The sequence below is a fragment of the Shewanella sp. UCD-KL12 genome, from assembly GCF_001957125.1.
Taxonomy (GTDB): Bacteria; Pseudomonadota; Gammaproteobacteria; order Enterobacterales; family Shewanellaceae; genus Shewanella.
On the sequence record NZ_MPHJ01000007.1, the window covers coordinates 186,846 to 203,326 of the forward strand.

A 16,481-nucleotide genomic window follows, 5' to 3' on the forward strand; every position below is an offset into this window, starting at 1 on the left:
ACCATCCGCAAGCTCCAGTCATTTCATAGGCTCAAAAATTGATGAGTTATAACTTGATTTGCGTAGTGCTTGATTTGATATACAGAGGTTTTTAAGCATGAGTTTAGTCAGTATGACACTTGTCGATACTCGCGGTTGTGATGACCTGCTTGATATAGGTTTAGTTGAACGAACCAGAGGTGTTGCAGCATGAGTTTAGTCAGTATGCCATTTGTAAATACTCGCCGTTGCGATGACCTGCTTGATATAGGTTTAGTTGAACGAACCAGAGGTGTTGCATCATGAGTTTAGTCAGTATGCCATTTGTAAATACTCGCCGTTGCGATGACCTGCTTGATATAGGTTTAGTTGAACGAACCAGAGGTGTTGCAGTATGAGTTTAGTCAGTATGCCATTTGTCGATACTGGGGTGGATGACGCCCTTCATGTCGTCGCTGCTGTTGTTATGATTGCAACAGTCGCCGCAATGGCCATAGGGTTTTGGAAAATTCATGAACTGCCAATCAATAAAGCCCACAAAGAGAAGCATCAGCAGATTGGGCTTATCACCGCGCTTACCTGGATAGGGTTTATCTGGCACTGGGTATGGGTAGTGGCAGTCATTGTCGCTTTTGTTGATGGTGAGAAAGCGTTAAGGCGAATAAGGGATATTTGGCGAGAAGAGCACGCTACAAATCCATCTGTAGCTCAGAGCAAAGAGGAGAATGTCAATGCTTGAGGGGTTAGCAGTATGGGCACTCTTTATCTACATACTTCGTCTTGTAGGTATGCCTTGGAATAAATTTAGTAAAGCCTTTTCATATATTGGTGGCGGTGCTTGGTTACTGTTTGTTTGGGTGGGCTTGTTGAACTACACACCTATGGATCTTTCTGGGGGATCATTGGTTCAGTCGCCGCATATTCAACTGAGGCCAGCCTCTAGTCAGATTAAGGGGCAGGTAAAACATATCTATGTGAAACCGAATCAGCGGGTTGAGGCTGGTCAGCTTATTTATGAGTTAGATGGCGAGCCTTATCAGATAGCGTTGAATAAAGCTGTGGTAGCGAAGCAGTCTGCTGAACTTGAGCTAGCGCTTGCTAATGAGGATGTTAGCCTCGCTAAGAAAGAGCATCAGGCTGCTATTACAGATATTGAGATCAGTGAAAGCCAACTTTCTGCAGGGACTCAAGACTTAAAGTGGAAGCAGAAGACTTTAGCGCGTTTTGTCGAGCAAAATCGAGTGGTGCCGGATACCATCACCAAAAGTCAGTTAGATGAGCAAACTAACGCTGTTGATATAGCTCAAGCGCGGGTTAATACATATAGCGCTCAGGTTGAAAAAGCCAATCTTGCCGCTCACACGACGAAGCTTGATATAGATAAAGCCTTGTTGGCCATTCAGAGTCGAGAATCAGACTTACAAGGTGAGGCTGAGAATGTAGCGAAAGCGCAGTGGGATCTAGATAGCACCAAGATTTATGCACCTGCTAGTGGTTATGTGACTAACTTCATCATGCGCGAAGGGCAGTTTGTAGGTGTTATGCCACGAATTCAGATGTATACCAATGAAAAGTACGTCTTAATGCGGGTAAATCATCAGGCCATTCGTAATGTTAAAATTGGTCAAAGTGCTGAATTTGCTTCTGCGGTATACCCAGGAAAAGTGTTTAATGCCGAAGTCGAAGGGATAATCGAGGCGACTGGAGAGGCGCAGGGAAGTTTGATTGCTCGTGATGATAATGTTCGTCAGACTACCGGCCAAAATATGAATAACAAGCATCACTTTGTTCGTCTTAAGTTACATGAAGCTGATGATTACGATATCCCTGTCGGCTCTGTGGGGCTGGCTTGGATATCAGGGGAGAAGCCAATTGCTTTTCTGGCATTCTTAGATGTGATCAGAGGGATCGTGATAAGAATGAAATCGCAGATCTACTATTTTTACTCAATCTAACCTTTAAATGATGAGTCGACTCCACGTTTATGCGTGGAGTCTTTTTTCATTTTCTCGCTATTTTGTTTTCTAATCGTGCTTAAAGACAGGTCTGATTACGGCCTTTTTTCTTGGCACGGTAGAGGGCTTCATCTGCTCGTTTCATGGTTTGATCGAACAACTCGCCTCCCTCACGTTCAGCAACCCCGATTGAGATAGTGACACTAACTGTTTTTTTAGCCCCACTTTTAGCTTTGTTACGCTTCGCCTTAGATTGGGCATTATTAGCTTGCTTACGTTTATCATCCCGTAAAACGATACGATAATCTTCAACCGCTTCTCTAACGTCTTCTAAGTCATCAAGTACTGATTCGGCATTCTTACGTGGGAAAACGATAGTGAACTCTTCACCACCATACCTGAAAACCTTACCGCCACCGGTGACTTTCGCAAGTTTTGCTGCAACCAGCTTTAGTACTTGATCGCCAACATCATGGCCATAGGTATCATTAAATTTTTTGAAGTGGTCAATATCAAGCATGGCGACACTGTAGCGGCGTCCAAGAGAGAGCACCAAATTATACAGTGCCCGTCGTGATGCTAACCCCGTCAGCTCATCCCTGTAAGCAAGGAAGTAGGAGTCTATTAAAATAGTAAACAGATAGATAACGGCAAGAGAAGATAACAATACGGCCAGAGGTAGATAGTCAGGTTTAAAGTAATAGAAGCTCCAGATTGCTAAGCTAGTTAGTATGGAGGTGTTGACTAAGTTTGCTCGCCAAAGGGCGCGGCTAAATACCAGCGCAAAGCAAATATATAAAGGCAGCAATATTTGAAATTTGAGTGGTAACTCTATCGGTGACAATGTGGTTATTTGTGTCTGAAAATGCTTGAGACCTGCCAACCAAGCGACGCCCATCGCCATGCAAAAAGCAATTCCCAGTAGTCTGATTACACCGTGAGATGAGAGCAGTCCACGATCTTTGATAAAGGCAAACCAAGTGATAACAAAGGTACCGCCGATAAAAATTTCATCCCTGTAGTAAGTCAAATGAGAAAATAAGGGGATAGGATTATGCTGACTGGCATAAAACGTTAACAATAACAGAGCGAGGTAGGCTAATCGACTACGATTAAATTGCAATGCCATTGCTGCTGCAATCGACAGCAGCCAGTACGGGAGTTGAGCAATAATGTCATTCCATTCCTGCCAATTTGTTTCGGTCACTCTAATAAGAGTGAGCGACAGAAGAGTAATAAACAATGGCAGGATGAAATAACGGCATCCATGTAAAAAAGATGACAAAACAAACCTCAATAGTGATCTTATAATTAGCTGTTCGATGAAATATAGGTTTCACCATGTGCAAGCTCCAGCACACTGGAGGCTAAGTTGCTTTTAATAAGTCGACATTTTTCTGCTATCGATAAAGCAGTATATTGAGTTTATTTTTCTATTAATACTAGTTTAATCATTAAGCGGTAATTTCTGGTTTCATGGTATCAGCAACGGTATGAATCACAGATACCCATGCTTCTCTCACCTCTGTGGTAAAGGCATCACCTAAGCCTGTTTTTAACGTATATAGCAAGGCGTTTCCTACAGGGGTAAAATGACTTTTCTTGGTGCCATAGGCATTATGTCGTTGAGCAAGTTGCTGTAAAGCTGGCACTAAAGCTTCCAGATCATCTAATCCATCAACAGCAGCTTTCAGCATAGTCATCAGTTTGCGCCCTTGAACTTTCATATCATTGCGAAACATAGTTTTTAAAGAGGGATCAATGGCAAATAGGGCATCATAAAAGATCTCTGCTGCTTTTTCTGAAATGGGTTCAACCTTCAAAAATGAATCTTGAACAAGTTGGATCTGAGTTTTAGTCAATGCCATGGTGTCATCCTTAATGTTACTTTTTCATCCTGAGTTAAGTGACTCCTTAAAGAGTCTCTTCAGGCAGCTAATCGTAGTAATAGTGATTTAAATTCAAACATATTGCCAAAAATCAAACTTCTTCCCCATTCAGCATAGACAGAAATTAGAAAACAAGCTTAACTAAAATCAATTATTGGTTTGGTTTCTCTGTTTCAATTCAAGGATGTGTCTATGAGAGTGCAACAATATCTGCAAGGTCAGCCATGTTGGGTGGAACTCGCTAGTCAGGATGCTGTGGCTGGAAAAACCTTTTATGCCGTACTATTTGGTTGGCAAACTCAAGACATGCCTATTCCTGATGGTGTTTATACTATGTTCTCAATAGGCAGCAATGATGATAGTGGTGACATTGGCGCTGCGTATCAGATGCCAAAAGAGATGTCTGAGCAGGGAGTGCCGACGAACTGGTTAATTTATTTTGCTGTAAAGAGTGTTGATGCAACTGTTGATAGGGTTAAAGCAGAAGGTGGAACACTTGTGATGGGTCCTTGTGATGTGGGCTCTGCAGGCAAGATGGCACTTTTTAGTGATCCTGAAGGAGCAAAGTTTGCGGTTTGGCAAGCGGGCGATCATATTGGCTCTCAATATAGAGACTCGTCAGGCACATTATGTTGGGTGGAGCTAGCGACAAGAGACAGCGAGCAAGCAAAAACATTTTACCCTAAGGTATTTGGCTGGGAAGTCCAAGCTGGAGACATGCCCGAGATAGAGTATACCGAGTGGCTTGTTGATGGTGCACCTGTTGGAGGTATGCTTGCGATGACAGAAGAGTGGGGTGAGATACCACCTCATTGGATGCTCTATTTTGCGGTTGATGACTGTGATGAGACAGTAGAGAAAGCTGTAAAGCTGGGTGGTAAAGCTTGTGTGCCGCCAACAGATATCTCTGGAGTTGGACGTTTTGCAGTGATCAATGATCCTCAGGGAGGCTTCTTCTCGGTGATAACCTTGCAAGCTAAATAGATTTGAAAACAGCTTTTTAATAGCGTTTATAACGCATTTATTGTGACATTAGGTATCTTCTTAATTAGCTAACAAGGAGCTAATGGCTATTTTTGGGGGGAACATTATTCCCTATTACTGGGTGCTATTCGGTATAAAGTTTTGTTTTAGTGGATAGCTGAAGTATTGCCTACTATTAAAGCAATTTAAACGTTGCTTTTATTCCTGTGCCTAAGATAAGAAATATTAATTAGAAAGCTAAAATTGCTTATTTTCAACATCTTGTGTATTTGTCGCTTGATTATTCTTCTGCTAGTTTGGCTCCTTCTCTACATTTATCCAAGTAGCCATGCTAGCTGAGAGAGGCTAGAGCATTGATTTAAATTCATAAGGGGAAAAAAATGTTAAAGCAGATTCAAGTTGTACTATTAACCACAGGCCTTGTGTTGTTAGTCGGCTGTAGTTCTGGAGTGACGAATTCAGAAGAGGAGGTGACATCAGCTAAAACGGGCTCTCAAAATGATGGCTACCGTTGTGACAAGGTAAGGGTGACTGGTTCTCGACTACCTTCAAAGCGTTGTACTACGAGAGCGCAGCGTGAAGCTGAGGAGCAGTTGGCTGAAGCATTTATGAAAAGTGGCACCCACTCTGGCAGTTCATCCAATTAAATCAGATCATCAATGGCGTATATTTGATTACGCCATTGCAGTTTTATCAATTCTTCACTTTTGTTCCTGTCTTGCCTAGCGCGCGTTGAACTCCCACTGAATAACCTCATCTTTATATCGATTGGTATAAAGTAATTGGAATTATTATTCCCTGCTAAACTTTAAAGAGTTTACCTACTCAGTATGGGCAGATGGATTCTGGTTATGATTCAGCTTTCAATCCGGCAGAAAATAATCTTAGGCTTTAGTGCCATTGGTGTGCTGCTTCTTGCTGCAACAGGCTTCTTTTATCAATCATTGAGCCAGATTAGTAGCGCTAATCTTGATATTGAAACATTAGCCGTTCCAGTACAAAAGCAGAGTAATAGCCTACAGCTCAAAATACTGCATATGGTAAAAATCGTCTCAGTTGCTAACACCCAAAAAAGCAGCTCAGAGCTGTTGGCTAGTCAGCAGGAGTTTACGACACTGCAGCAAGCGTTTACTGAAGATGCAGCCAAGCTTAAACATAAGGTTTCTGATCAACCAAATATGTTAACGGCCATAGCGCAGTCAGAAAGCTACTTTAATGATTTCACCGGTGCCAGTGATGAGATGTTCAGAGCTAAACTAGCAATCATTTCGTCAAAAGAGCTATTTATGCATCATTATGAGCGTTTTGAGGAAGCAAGGTTTAGCGCTAGTAATGCCATGTTAGATCTAGAGCTGATTTCAGTACCGAGTGAGCAGCAGAGATTACTCGATGAGGTCGTAGGCACAGGTACACGCCTAGATGATATGCTGTTTACAATGGGAAATACGATGTCGGGCTTATCCAGAGCCGATAGCTTAGACTCTATTTCGGCTCATAAAGAGGATATGGCTTTTCTGATAAGCAACCTTAATAGTAATTTCGACTACCTTAAAAGGCAGGCTGAGCCACTAGCTAGTCAAGCAAGCATCAGTGAGGCTAGTGAGAAGTTAGCCATTATTTTCCACTATCTTGATCAACCTGGTGAGCTGTATCAACTTCAAAATCAGGTTATTGCGCAAACAGCGCAATCCAGTGAAGCCTATAGTAGCGTGCAGCAGGATTTTTCTGCCAGTTTGGGCGAACTAGAGGGGTTACTCACTTTAGCCGATACTCGTTTTTCCTCTCTTCAACAAACGGCAAAAGATGAGATTGTTACTGGAGAGACCTTAGCTGTAGTACTCGCTGGGGTCTTTATTCTTATGGCGAGCTTTATCTCATACATTACCACCAGAGCTATGCTTAACCCCCTCAGTGGGGTGAATAAAGCATTGGCTAGAATTGCCAGTGGTGACCTTAGTCGGCGGATGAAGAAGGATAGTGATGATGAATTTGGCACCTTAATCGATAGTATTAATACCCTAGCCCAAGATCTCACTCAGCTACTTAATGAGATACAACAAAATGCTCACCTTCTCGATACTGCCGCAGTGTCTTACAGTGAGCAAAGTCAGCGAATCTCTGAAGCTGCCAATATGCAGATAGACCGTATAACAGAGGTAAAACTCAGTGCTGAACAGATGTCTGTTAGCTCAAATACGGTGAGAGATGAGGCGGATACTGCATCAGGTAATGTGTCAGAAGCTTCAGAGCATAGCCATGAAATTAAGGAGATAGCAGATGCAAACAGCAACAGGATCACTCAACTTTCAGAAAGATTGCTTGATGCTGTTGACGTGATGGCTAGGCTGAGTACCCATAGTAAAAATATTGGTGGGATATTAGATACGATAGTTTCTATTGCTGAGCAGACTAACCTATTAGCCCTTAATGCGGCCATTGAGTCCGCTAGAGCGGGTGAGCATGGGCGAGGCTTTGCGGTTGTGGCTGATGAAGTGAGAACGCTAGCGATGCGAACCCAAGAGTCAACGGCGGAGATTCAGGTAACAATCACAGCATTACAAACAGAGACTGCTAGTGCGGTAGATGCCATTGACAGTGGGCAGTCCCAGGCATCGGAGTGTGTCGCTCAAAGCCAGGAGCTTAGTCGAGCCATTGAGCTGATGGACAACTCTTTGAGCGCAATTGAGCAGATGAGTAAAAGCATAGTTCAGGTGATTCAGGTGCAGCTAACCGATAGTGAGAATATTGTATCGAGCATGAATCAAGCTGCAGATGCCGCAAGTGAGAATGGTGAAGAAGCTAAAGCTATGGCAACACGAAGTGAAGAGATGAATAAGCTTGCTCACTCATTAACGAGTTCAGTTGAACGCTTCCAGTTATAGTCTTACCGAGTGAAAGTTCACAGTGAGCATGGCTTGTCTTAAAACCACCCGGCAATTACCGGGTGTTTTAGTGATTAGCTCATTAGGACTTATCGAGTTTACGAGAGTAAACCAGCAGGTAGAGGGCTGGTAGCACAAACAGTGATAACAGTGGTGCTGTTATCATGCCGCCCACCATTGGGGCCGCAATTTTTTGCATCACATCATTACCGGCTCCTGCTCCCCACATAATAGGCAGTAACCCGAAAAAGATGGTCGCGACTGTCATGGCTTTAGGGCGAATACGCATCACAGCCCCTTCAATCAAGGCATCCTTTAGGTCGGTCACAGAGCTATAGGTACCGGTCTCTTTTCGATGCTTAATCGCATTGTTGAGGTATACCAGCATGACGACCCCAAACTCGGCAGCCACCCCCGCGAGGGCTATCATACCCACAGCGACTGCCACTGACATATTGAAGTCTAGTGCGTACAACAACCAGGTACTACCAACCAAAGCAAAGGGAAGGCTAAACATGATCATGCTTGCTTGTAGTGTTGAGCCGAAAGTCATCATCAATAGGATAAAGATAACGCCTAATGCCATAGGGATCACTTTCTGCAATTTAGCATCGACTCGCTGCATATATTCATATTGACCTGCAAAGCCATAGCTATACCTTGGTGGAACCACTAACTGCTCATTCAGAGCTGTTTTCGCTTCTTCAATGTATTCACCAATTGAGGTACCTTCAATATCGACAAAAACCCAAGAAATTAATCGACCATTCTCGCTCTTGAGCATAGGGGCACCATCGGTGATCTCTATGTCGGCTAAGTTTCGAAGTGGCAGATAGTGCCCTGTTTTAGTGATCACAGGTAACTCTCTGAGCTTCTCTATATTGTCTCTAAGTTCACGAGGGTAACGTAAGTTAATTGGGTAACGCTCAGCCCCTTGAACAGATTCACCAATCGTCATACCGCCAATGGCATAACGGACAACGTCTTGGATATCTGTGAGGGTCATATCATAGCGAGATGCAACATCGAGCTTTGGAGTGATATCTATGTAACGACCACCACCTACACGTTCAGCATAGGCTGATTTTGTATTGGGTAGCTTACTTAAAATCCCCTCGATTTCGGTCCCTATGTTTTGGAGTTCATTGACATCAGCACCGGTTATCTTAATGCCTACCGGGGTTTTTATCCCAGTTGATAGCATATCGATACGGGTTTTAATGGGTTGAACCCAAGCGTTGGTGAGTCCTGGCACTTTTACTGTTTGCTGCAGCTGGTCAATCACATCTTGCAATGTGAAGCCCTCACGCCACTCATCTCTTGGTTTAAGCATTATGGTGGTTTCAAGCATAGTAAGCGGTGCCGGATCGGTTGCCGTTTCTGCACGCCCGACTTTACCAAAGACACGCTTAACTTCAGGGACCGTTTTTATCAGTCTGTCAGTCTGCTGCAGTATCTCTGCGGCCTTACTGGCACTGATGCCTGGGAGTGCTGTTGGCATATAGAGGAGATCGCCCTCCTCAAGTTCAGGCATAAACTCACTGCCCATATTACTAACAGGATACCAAGCGCTCATCAATGCTATTAATGCCACCACTAAGGTCATTTTTGGAAACTTAAGTACCAGAGTCAAAGCCGGTTTATATAGGGCAATGAGTAAACGACTGATAGGGTTGCTGGTTTCTTTAGGGATCTTTCCTTTAATAAAGAAGCCCATAAGTACAGGAACTAAAGTAATAGAGAGCACTGCTGCAGCTGCCATAGCAAAGGTTTTGGTGTAAGCCAGTGGGCTAAATAGTCGACCCTCTTGTGCTTCCAATGCAAAAACAGGCACGAAACTGAGTGTAATAATAAGCAAAGAGAAAAACAGTGCAGGCCCGACTTCAATGGATGCTTCAGATACTAGCTTCCAATGCTCTTTATTGCTCGGCGAACGTTGGTTTTCCTGCTCGAAATGCTCCAGATGCTTGTGCATGTTTTCGATCATGACAATCGCACCATCGACTACGGCACCAATAGCGATCGCAATGCCACCTAAGCTCATAATATTGGCGTTTACCCCCATCTTATTCATGACGATAAATGCGATCAGTATGGCTAACGGTAGCGTTATGACTGCGACAAGTGTTGAGCGTGCGTGGAGCAGGAATAGCAAGCAGACTAGACCGACAACAAACATCTCTTCGACAACCTTATGGAATAGGTTTTCGACCGAGCTTTCGATGAGATTCGATCTATCGTAGGTAGGGATGATCTCCACACCTTCAGGTAAGCCTGATTTAAGTTGCTCAAGTTTATCTTTAACCGCATCAATTGTTGCTAAGGCATTTTCGCCATAACGCATCACTATGATGCCGCCAACCACTTCGCCTTCGCCATCTAACTCAGCAATGCCGCGACGTGAAGCTGGTCCCTTACGGACAGTGGCTACATCTTTTAGCAATAGCGGTGTGCCAGACGGACTGGTGATCCCAAGAGGGATCTCTCTAAAGTCATCTAAAGTTTGGCGATAACCTTTAGCCCTAACCATATATTCGGCTTCAGCCATCTCGATGACCGAGCCGCCTGCTTCAGTGTTAGACTTAGATATTGCCGTTTGAATCGCTGCAATATCAAGTTTATAGATAGCGAGCTTATCGGGTTCGATAACGATCTGATAGGTTTGCTCCATACCACCAACCGTTGCGACTTCTGATACGCCTGCAACGCTTTGCAGCTCAAGCTTTAGATACCAATCTTGTAAGCTTTTTAGCTGTGATAGATCTAAGTTTCCGGATCTATCCACTAAGGCATATTCAAAGATCCAACCGACACCTGATGCATCAGGACCTAGTGATGGTTGAATACCTTGTGGCAGGCTGCTGCTGACTTGATTCAGGTATTCGAGCACACGTGAGCGAGCCCAATAGATATCTGTACCATCTTCGAAAATCACATAGACATAAGAGTCCCCGAAGAAAGAATATCCACGAACCGTTTTTGCGCCAGGTACAGCTAGCATAGCGGTAGATAACGGATAGGTAACTTGTTCCTCAACCAGTTGAGGTGCTTGGCCAGGAAATGGCGTTTTAATGATTACTTGTACATCCGAGAGATCAGGCAGTGCGTCTAAAGGGGTGTTCCTAAGTTCTTGTACACCCCACACAGTGATCATTATGGTGACAATTAACACCATAAGCCTCTGCTTGATTGAGGCTTCAATTATCTTCTTAAGCATGAGTAAAGCCCCCTTGAACTAGCTTGTTTGCTCTTACCTTATTGCTAAGCGTAAGCCTGCATTTGGAGGCTTGGTTATTGTTATGCATAATCAACTCCTCCTAATGCTGGTGGCCGCTGCTAAGGCGCATTAAGCTGCCTTTGAGGCTGGCTTCAGAATCGAGTAGGAACTGACCAGAAGTCACTACGCGTTCACCCTCTTGTAGACCGTCGATAATCTCAGCTTTGCCTTGGCTTAACATGCCGACAGTGACTTTACGGGCTGTAAAGCTGTTATCTTTTAGCTTCACAATCACGCGGTTCTCTTTACCCGTTTGGATTAGTGCTTCTTGTGGGATCACTAAGGTGTCTTCGTTCGGGCCGCCAAAGATATCAATTTTGGCTAAGGTATTTGGTCTAAGCTCAATATCATTATTTTGCACTACAATTCTGACCCGTAGGCTACGTGTTACAGGATCCAGTTCGGGGTAGATATAATCAATCTCTCCTTCAATCCCTTTAAACCCCATAGCGGGCACAGAAACTTCGGCTTTCTGTCCGACGGCTAACCAGCTTTGTTCATTTTCAAAAACATCTGCGATAACCCAAACTTTTGATAGGTCGACAACCGACATCACTTCTGTAGAAGGTTGGATATACATACCATCCCTGACAGTTAGCTGCTTAACTATGCCATCGTTTTTGGCATAAAAAGGTACGCGATACTGTGTTTTCTTAGATTTTGCCAAAGCTTTTATCTGCGCTTTGTTAAACCCGAGAAGTTCTAATCTAAGGCCCGCTTTTCTGAGTAGCTCTTCATAGTCACCGCTGCCTCCAGCACGTCTTAGGGAGTCTTGAGCTAACAGAAAATCATCTTGTGCATTGACCAGATCAGGTGAATAGATCTCATAAAGCAGCTGACCCTTAGTGATCTTGTCACCGACAGACTTAATGGTTAATTTTTCAATCCAACCATTAACTCTGGCATGAACATGATTGATTTGGCTCTCGTCATAGTCGATCTGGCCAACAGTTCGAACAAACTTCCAGAGGGTATCTTTCTCTACTTTGGCAACTTTAAGCGCCAGCGCCTGTTGCATGCCGCCTGAGACATCAATTTGAATCTCTTTATTACTGCCACCTACCTCAACTTTTTCTAGGTTCATACCACATATAGGGCAGGTACTGGGGACGTCACTGATAATATGTGCGTGCATTGGGCATACGTACTTGATCGTTCCACCATCATCGAGCGAGGCAGGTTTAGCACTATTAAATACTTTGTCTGCAGGTGTCGTTGCTTGGGGTTGGTGCTCATGTGCTGAGTGATCCACTTCACCACTTTCTTCTTCCTCCTCTTCCACTAAGAACATGTTGCAAATTGCGCAGCGGCTACCTGGTTCATGACTGGTTTCTTCAGGGTGCATAGGGCAGACATAGGTTTTCTGCTCGGCCATTTGATCATGCTGACTATGCTCTTGACCAGTCTCCTCTTCCACTAAGAACATGTTGCAAATAGCACAGCGGCTACCTGGTTCATGACTGGTTTCTTCAGGGTGCATAGGGCAGACATAGGTTTTCTGCTCAGTAGCTTGACCAGTCTCCTCTTCCTCCTCTTCGACTAAGAACATGTTGCAAATAGCGCAGCGGCTACCTGGCTCATGGCTGGTTTCTTCAGGGTGCATAGGGCAGACATAGGTTTTCTGCTCAGTAGCTTGATCATGCTGATGCTGGCTATGGTCCTGCTGCTTACTGGCCTCATCAAGAGTGAGAAACATATTACATTTAGGGCAGCGACTGCCTGGTTCATGACTGGTTTCTTCAGGGTGCATAGGGCAAGAGTATGTCTCGGAGCCTGTGCTGTGGCTGTGTCCTGCATGTTCACTTGCTGCTATTGCTACTAAAGGTTGCGAATGAGCTAACTGCGGTGTGACTATCATAAATAGACTGAGCAGGTAGGCTAGTTTGGTACGTTTACTGTTCATTTCAAATTGACTCATAATGCCTCATCTCCACTCAATATTAGTGCTTGTGGTGAACCGTTGGTTTGGTATCTGCCTTAGCTTGCATAGGCTCTAGGTTCATTCCACATTTAGGGCAAGTGTCACCCTTTTTTCCTGTGATCGCAGGGTTCATAGGGCAGGCGTGGGTATCAGCTTTTGCCTGCATAGGCTCTAGGTTCATTCCACACTTATGACAAGTATCCCCTGCTTTTCCTGTGATCGCAGGATTCATCGGGCATGCGTGAGTATCTGCACTGTGTTTAGCTGTGTGCTTGCCAGCATGATTTGGGCAAGACTTACAGTCTTCTCCACATCCTGCTTTATGCTTACTGTGGCTAGACTCAACTTTTGTTAAGTTCATGCCGCACTTAGGGCAAGTGTCGCCTTTCTTGCCTGTCACTTCAGGGTGCATAGGGCAATCATAATCTGCTTTCATATCATGGTGCTGAGCATGATCTTTATGCTGTGTATGTTCATGTTGACCGGCAGTCGCTGCAGGTGCAATTGAGATAAAGATAAATGCTGATAAAACTAAACTAATAAGGGTTTTCATTAATAAACTCCATCATATAGATGGCCGTATAGGTAAGCATTGTCATATCAAGCTGTAACAGCATGAATCTGAACAAGAACATAAACAAATAACGGCAAATATAAATGCAATTTCAACGATTAGCAGGCATAAGTGATGAAAATAGGTCGTTTGTCTGACAAAGCACCTAAAAGCTCACTAAAGCTAGTCATATCAATTGGATCGATAAAAATAATTGTTTAAAGGTATATCGTAAGCAGTTCATTGAACTGACAAATCAAGGGCGTAAAAGCGCCTGTTTGTTCTAGCTATGATATGGGGGGGCGGATATCTTTGGAGATCGAGATTGAATGAAAATGAGGCATTTGAGTGGCCATAGCTAACTCTGAGGGACTAAAACCTGGCCAAGGTTTAGTTTCAAATAGAGTACCTGTCACTGAGATCACAAGACAATGATTACAATCACCCTGGCAATATCCGTTGCCGTTACAACAGCTCTGAGCTTCGTCGGGAAGCACTCGGTCGATCTGCTCGGAGTCGCAGCAAGGGGAGGAATTATCAACTTGTGACGTGTGGCATGTAGCTCCATCATTCATACTCATCATCTGTGAATGGTGTGAACCAGTCATCATAGCTTCATGGGCTTGCGCTTTTCCTATCATCAAAGAGCCATTAGATAGCAACCCTTGGCTCAACATAGCGAGCAGGGTAAAAGCTATTAATGTATGACGGCGAAAGAACGAAAACATAAAACTTCCAATAATGAATTGTAGCTAGTCTAACATGAGTGAGTAATAGTGCATTGACAGAATTCACATTTATCGACTGATATTTCACGTGATAATTGAATTATTCTGCCTGTTTAAACTCAGGCCCACGCATTTTATACCGAACTAGCCATTCCAATATTATGTGATTATTGAAATGGCTTAGCTCAAGGTGTAATTACTTTTTCGCGAGAAGAAGTTTCGCCATAAGTTGGTGGTGAGTCAACAAGGCGACATCTTTGCTTTCCCCATGCGCACCTTTAAGTGTGATCACTGGATTATTGATAAAGTCATAGGCTTCATCTTCAGTGTCTATAACGGGAGTCATTGCTTTATATTGCAGTTGCTCATCAGTATCTAAGATCAAATAAAGAGGGGCCGACTTCACCCAAGCCCCAGAGTCATCGGCATTGACCTCAAAAATGTCATGATACTTAAGCTCAATAAGGTTCTCTCCATCGGCTAGCTGGATCTGCTGCGTACCTAACTGACTTTCACCATTAATGCCTGTTACTGCTAATGAATCTGGAAATGAGACGCTGGCAGCAGTGGCTGTAGATGAAAAAGCTGTAAGGCTAGCAACGGTTAGGGCAATAGCTGTGATAAATGTTTTCATAATAGACTCCAATTTGAACGGTGCCGAGTCAGAGTTATATGCTTAATCAATATCTATGAGCTCTTGGTAATGTAGAGCAACAAGCATAGATAGAAAGATCTAGCACTCAGACTTCAAGCAAAAATAACATTGAATTTTTGTGCGCTATAAATTGTGCTTAGCGCAGAGCATTAAAGGATCTTTATGCTTGCCAAATTGGAGGGGGATTTGGATGAACAGGATCTATTGTTTGAGTCGACCAAGATAGGGTTTGCACTTTGCCGTCTGACTCTGGTGATGAAATATCGAATTGAGCCTGTAGTAAAATACCTGTAGCGCTTGCACAGTGGGAAATACAGTCACCTGCGCCCATCATTTCACATAAGGCATCACAGTCGATCAGAATATCGCTATTGTTGGCGCTCATATTTGAGACCACCATGTCACAATCTTTTTCACCGTGTTGCATGACAATATCGGTATCTGAGATCGATTCAATTGCGTTAGGTGTGGGACTCTGTTGTAAAGCAGGCTCTAACGTCTTCATCGCATTATCACCATGATCCATTTGCGACATCTGAGCGTGGGTAAATGCATGCAAAAAGCTCGGCATAGCCATCGCCGGTGTAAGCATAAACTGCCCAACCAGAGAGATGATTAATACCAAATGTGCTAATTGCTTTGTCATTTCTGCTCTTAATTCGCTAAATGAATAGTGTGATGACTTAATAGACCCAGCGTGCATAAAAAAAGTTTCAACTTTTCTAATTTTTTTTCATGATTGAGGTCAATAAATAGTTTAATAGGGCTGAAAAATATCTAAATAGATATAAAAAATCATTTTTATCAGTCAATTACACCTATTACCTTGCTATGGATGTGGCTTTCCGCTAACTTTAGCTTATGTGAATATAATTTGAACTAAGTGCAATTTTCTCTATTTCACAACATAGAGTTAGAGCTAGGTCTCATTTTGTACTATTTCAGCCAGATCAATGAGTAGGTTCTGGTTTATAATTTGCGGCAATAGAGATGAAGTAATAAATAAGTGCCAATACATTAAGCATTAGGTACTCAATAAAAAATCATATTTTACGGAGAAGAGTGATGAACTGGCGTGCACTATTTAAACCTAGCGCGAAATTCTCAATACTAGCCCTTTTAGTGGTCGGTGTTGTTGTAGGTGTTGTTGGCTATTTCGCTACACAACAAACTTTACACGCGACAAGTACAGATGAGTTCTGTATGTCTTGTCACAGCAACCACTCTCTAAAAGATGAAGTGCTTGCATCTGCACACGGCGGAGGTCGTGCTGGTGTGACTGTACAATGTCAAGATTGTCACCTTCCACATAACCCTGTTAAGTACCTAGTGAAGAAGATCATCGTATCTAAAGATCTATACGGTTACCTAACTATTGATGGTTTCAACACGCAAGAGTGGTTGGATGAGAACCGTAAAGAGCAAGCTGACCTAGCACTTAAGTACTTTAAAGATACTGATTCAGCAAACTGTACTCATTGTCATACTCGTATCTACGAAAACCAGCCAGAGACTATGAAGAAGATGGCTAAGCGTATGCACGAGCGTAACTTCAAGAAAGAAGCTGACAAGCGTAAGACTTGTGTAGACTGCCATAAAGGTGTTGCTCACGTTTACCCTAAGGGATAATCCACTGCGCAATAGCTTGATTATCGCTA

14 protein-coding genes are annotated in these 16,481 nt (G+C 43.4%); 6 read left to right on the forward strand and 8 right to left on the reverse strand.

The annotated features are described in order from the left end of the window. Positions 1 to 373: 373 nt before the first annotated feature. Both BM736_RS14325 and BM736_RS14330 read left to right on the forward strand, forming a co-directional pair. On the forward strand, positions 374 to 718 hold the full coding sequence (locus BM736_RS14325) for an MFS transporter (RefSeq protein ID WP_076413369.1): 345 nt from the start codon (positions 374 to 376) through the stop codon (positions 716 to 718). Continuing rightward, the gene (locus BM736_RS14330) at positions 711 to 1,934 is read left to right on the forward strand and encodes an HlyD family secretion protein (RefSeq protein ID WP_076413371.1); all 1,224 of its coding nucleotides are present in this window, start codon (positions 711 to 713) and stop codon (positions 1,932 to 1,934) included. The genes BM736_RS14325 and BM736_RS14330 overlap by 8 nt, the downstream gene beginning before the upstream one ends. Before the next feature lie 79 nt (positions 1,935 to 2,013). On the opposite strand, the gene BM736_RS14335 is transcribed toward BM736_RS14330, so the two are convergent. Together BM736_RS14335 and BM736_RS14340 are read right to left on the reverse strand one after the other, a co-directional pair. Beyond that, positions 2,014 to 3,219, reverse strand: a complete 1,206-nt coding sequence (locus tag BM736_RS14335; protein ID WP_076413373.1) for a GGDEF domain-containing protein — start codon at positions 3,217 to 3,219, stop codon at positions 2,014 to 2,016. A gap of 169 nt (positions 3,220 to 3,388) precedes the next feature. Beyond that, on the reverse strand, positions 3,389 to 3,802 hold the full coding sequence (locus BM736_RS14340; RefSeq protein WP_076413375.1) for a globin family protein: 414 nt from the start codon (positions 3,800 to 3,802) through the stop codon (positions 3,389 to 3,391). Positions 3,803 to 4,015: 213 nt separating this feature from the next. On the opposite strand from BM736_RS14340, the gene BM736_RS14345 reads away from it, so the two are divergent. The 3 genes from BM736_RS14345 (at position 4,016) to BM736_RS14355 (ending at position 7,689) form a co-directional block, all read left to right on the forward strand. After that, positions 4,016 to 4,807, forward strand: a complete 792-nt coding sequence (locus tag BM736_RS14345) for a VOC family protein (protein WP_076413377.1) — start codon at positions 4,016 to 4,018, stop codon at positions 4,805 to 4,807. 380 nt (positions 4,808 to 5,187) lie between these two features. Further along, entirely contained in the window at positions 5,188 to 5,454 is a 267-nt protein-coding gene (locus BM736_RS14350; protein ID WP_076413379.1) for a hypothetical protein, read from the forward strand. Positions 5,455 to 5,658: 204 nt separating this feature from the next. Next, positions 5,659 to 7,689 (forward strand): methyl-accepting chemotaxis protein, encoded by a 2,031-nt coding sequence (locus BM736_RS14355; protein WP_076413382.1) that lies wholly within the window; start codon positions 5,659 to 5,661, stop codon positions 7,687 to 7,689. Between the two features lie 82 nt (positions 7,690 to 7,771). Here the strand turns inward: BM736_RS14355 and BM736_RS14360 are convergent, their stop codons facing one another. The 6 genes from BM736_RS14360 to BM736_RS14385 form a co-directional block, all read right to left on the reverse strand. After that, positions 7,772 to 10,906 (reverse strand): efflux RND transporter permease subunit, encoded by a 3,135-nt coding sequence (locus tag BM736_RS14360; protein ID WP_076413384.1) that lies wholly within the window; start codon positions 10,904 to 10,906, stop codon positions 7,772 to 7,774. Positions 10,907 to 11,006: 100 nt separating this feature from the next. Continuing rightward, the gene (locus BM736_RS14365; protein ID WP_076413385.1) at positions 11,007 to 12,884 is read right to left on the reverse strand and encodes an efflux RND transporter periplasmic adaptor subunit; all 1,878 of its coding nucleotides are present in this window, start codon (positions 12,882 to 12,884) and stop codon (positions 11,007 to 11,009) included. A 22-nt stretch (positions 12,885 to 12,906) separates the two neighbouring features. Further along, complete coding sequence (locus BM736_RS14370) at positions 12,907 to 13,440, reverse strand: heavy metal-binding domain-containing protein (RefSeq protein ID WP_076413387.1); 534 nt, start codon at positions 13,438 to 13,440, stop codon at positions 12,907 to 12,909. Positions 13,441 to 13,727: 287 nt separating this feature from the next. Beyond that, positions 13,728 to 14,168: a hypothetical protein gene (locus tag BM736_RS14375; protein WP_076413389.1), complete on the reverse strand. Its 441-nt coding sequence runs from the start codon at positions 14,166 to 14,168 to the stop codon at positions 13,728 to 13,730. 196 nt (positions 14,169 to 14,364) lie between these two features. Beyond that, the gene (locus BM736_RS14380) at positions 14,365 to 14,802 is read right to left on the reverse strand and encodes a DUF2057 family protein (RefSeq protein ID WP_076413391.1); all 438 of its coding nucleotides are present in this window, start codon (positions 14,800 to 14,802) and stop codon (positions 14,365 to 14,367) included. Between the two features lie 181 nt (positions 14,803 to 14,983). Further along, entirely contained in the window at positions 14,984 to 15,469 is a 486-nt protein-coding gene (locus BM736_RS14385; RefSeq protein WP_076413393.1) for a hypothetical protein, read from the reverse strand. Positions 15,470 to 15,888: 419 nt separating this feature from the next. Here BM736_RS14385 and BM736_RS14390 point away from each other — a divergent pair, with 419 nt between their 5' ends. Beyond that, positions 15,889 to 16,452, forward strand: a complete 564-nt coding sequence (locus BM736_RS14390) for a NapC/NirT family cytochrome c (RefSeq protein ID WP_076413395.1) — start codon at positions 15,889 to 15,891, stop codon at positions 16,450 to 16,452. Positions 16,453 to 16,481 lie beyond the last annotated feature (29 nt).

What these genes read in the sequence shown, in the direction of transcription:
- BM736_RS14325 (WP_076413369.1), top strand. Translation starts at nt 374, where the DNA reads ATGAGTTTAGTCAGTATGCCATTTGTCGATACTGGGGTGGATGACGCC.
- BM736_RS14330 (WP_076413371.1), top strand. Translation starts at nt 711, where the DNA reads ATGCTTGAGGGGTTAGCAGTATGGGCACTCTTTATCTACATACTTCGT.
- BM736_RS14340 (WP_076413375.1), bottom strand. Translation starts at nt 3,802, where the DNA reads ATGGCATTGACTAAAACTCAGATCCAACTTGTTCAAGATTCATTTTTG.
- BM736_RS14345 (WP_076413377.1), top strand. Translation starts at nt 4,016, where the DNA reads ATGAGAGTGCAACAATATCTGCAAGGTCAGCCATGTTGGGTGGAACTC.
- BM736_RS14350 (WP_076413379.1), top strand. Translation starts at nt 5,188, where the DNA reads ATGTTAAAGCAGATTCAAGTTGTACTATTAACCACAGGCCTTGTGTTG.
- BM736_RS14355 (WP_076413382.1), top strand. Translation starts at nt 5,659, where the DNA reads ATGATTCAGCTTTCAATCCGGCAGAAAATAATCTTAGGCTTTAGTGCC.
- BM736_RS14360 (WP_076413384.1), bottom strand. Translation starts at nt 10,906, where the DNA reads ATGCTTAAGAAGATAATTGAAGCCTCAATCAAGCAGAGGCTTATGGTG.
- BM736_RS14365 (WP_076413385.1), bottom strand. Translation starts at nt 12,884, where the DNA reads ATGAGTCAATTTGAAATGAACAGTAAACGTACCAAACTAGCCTACCTG.
- BM736_RS14370 (WP_076413387.1), bottom strand. Translation starts at nt 13,440, where the DNA reads ATGAAAACCCTTATTAGTTTAGTTTTATCAGCATTTATCTTTATCTCA.
- BM736_RS14375 (WP_076413389.1), bottom strand. Translation starts at nt 14,168, where the DNA reads ATGTTTTCGTTCTTTCGCCGTCATACATTAATAGCTTTTACCCTGCTC.
- BM736_RS14380 (WP_076413391.1), bottom strand. Translation starts at nt 14,802, where the DNA reads ATGAAAACATTTATCACAGCTATTGCCCTAACCGTTGCTAGCCTTACA.
- BM736_RS14385 (WP_076413393.1), bottom strand. Translation starts at nt 15,469, where the DNA reads ATGACAAAGCAATTAGCACATTTGGTATTAATCATCTCTCTGGTTGGG.
- BM736_RS14390 (WP_076413395.1), top strand. Translation starts at nt 15,889, where the DNA reads ATGAACTGGCGTGCACTATTTAAACCTAGCGCGAAATTCTCAATACTA.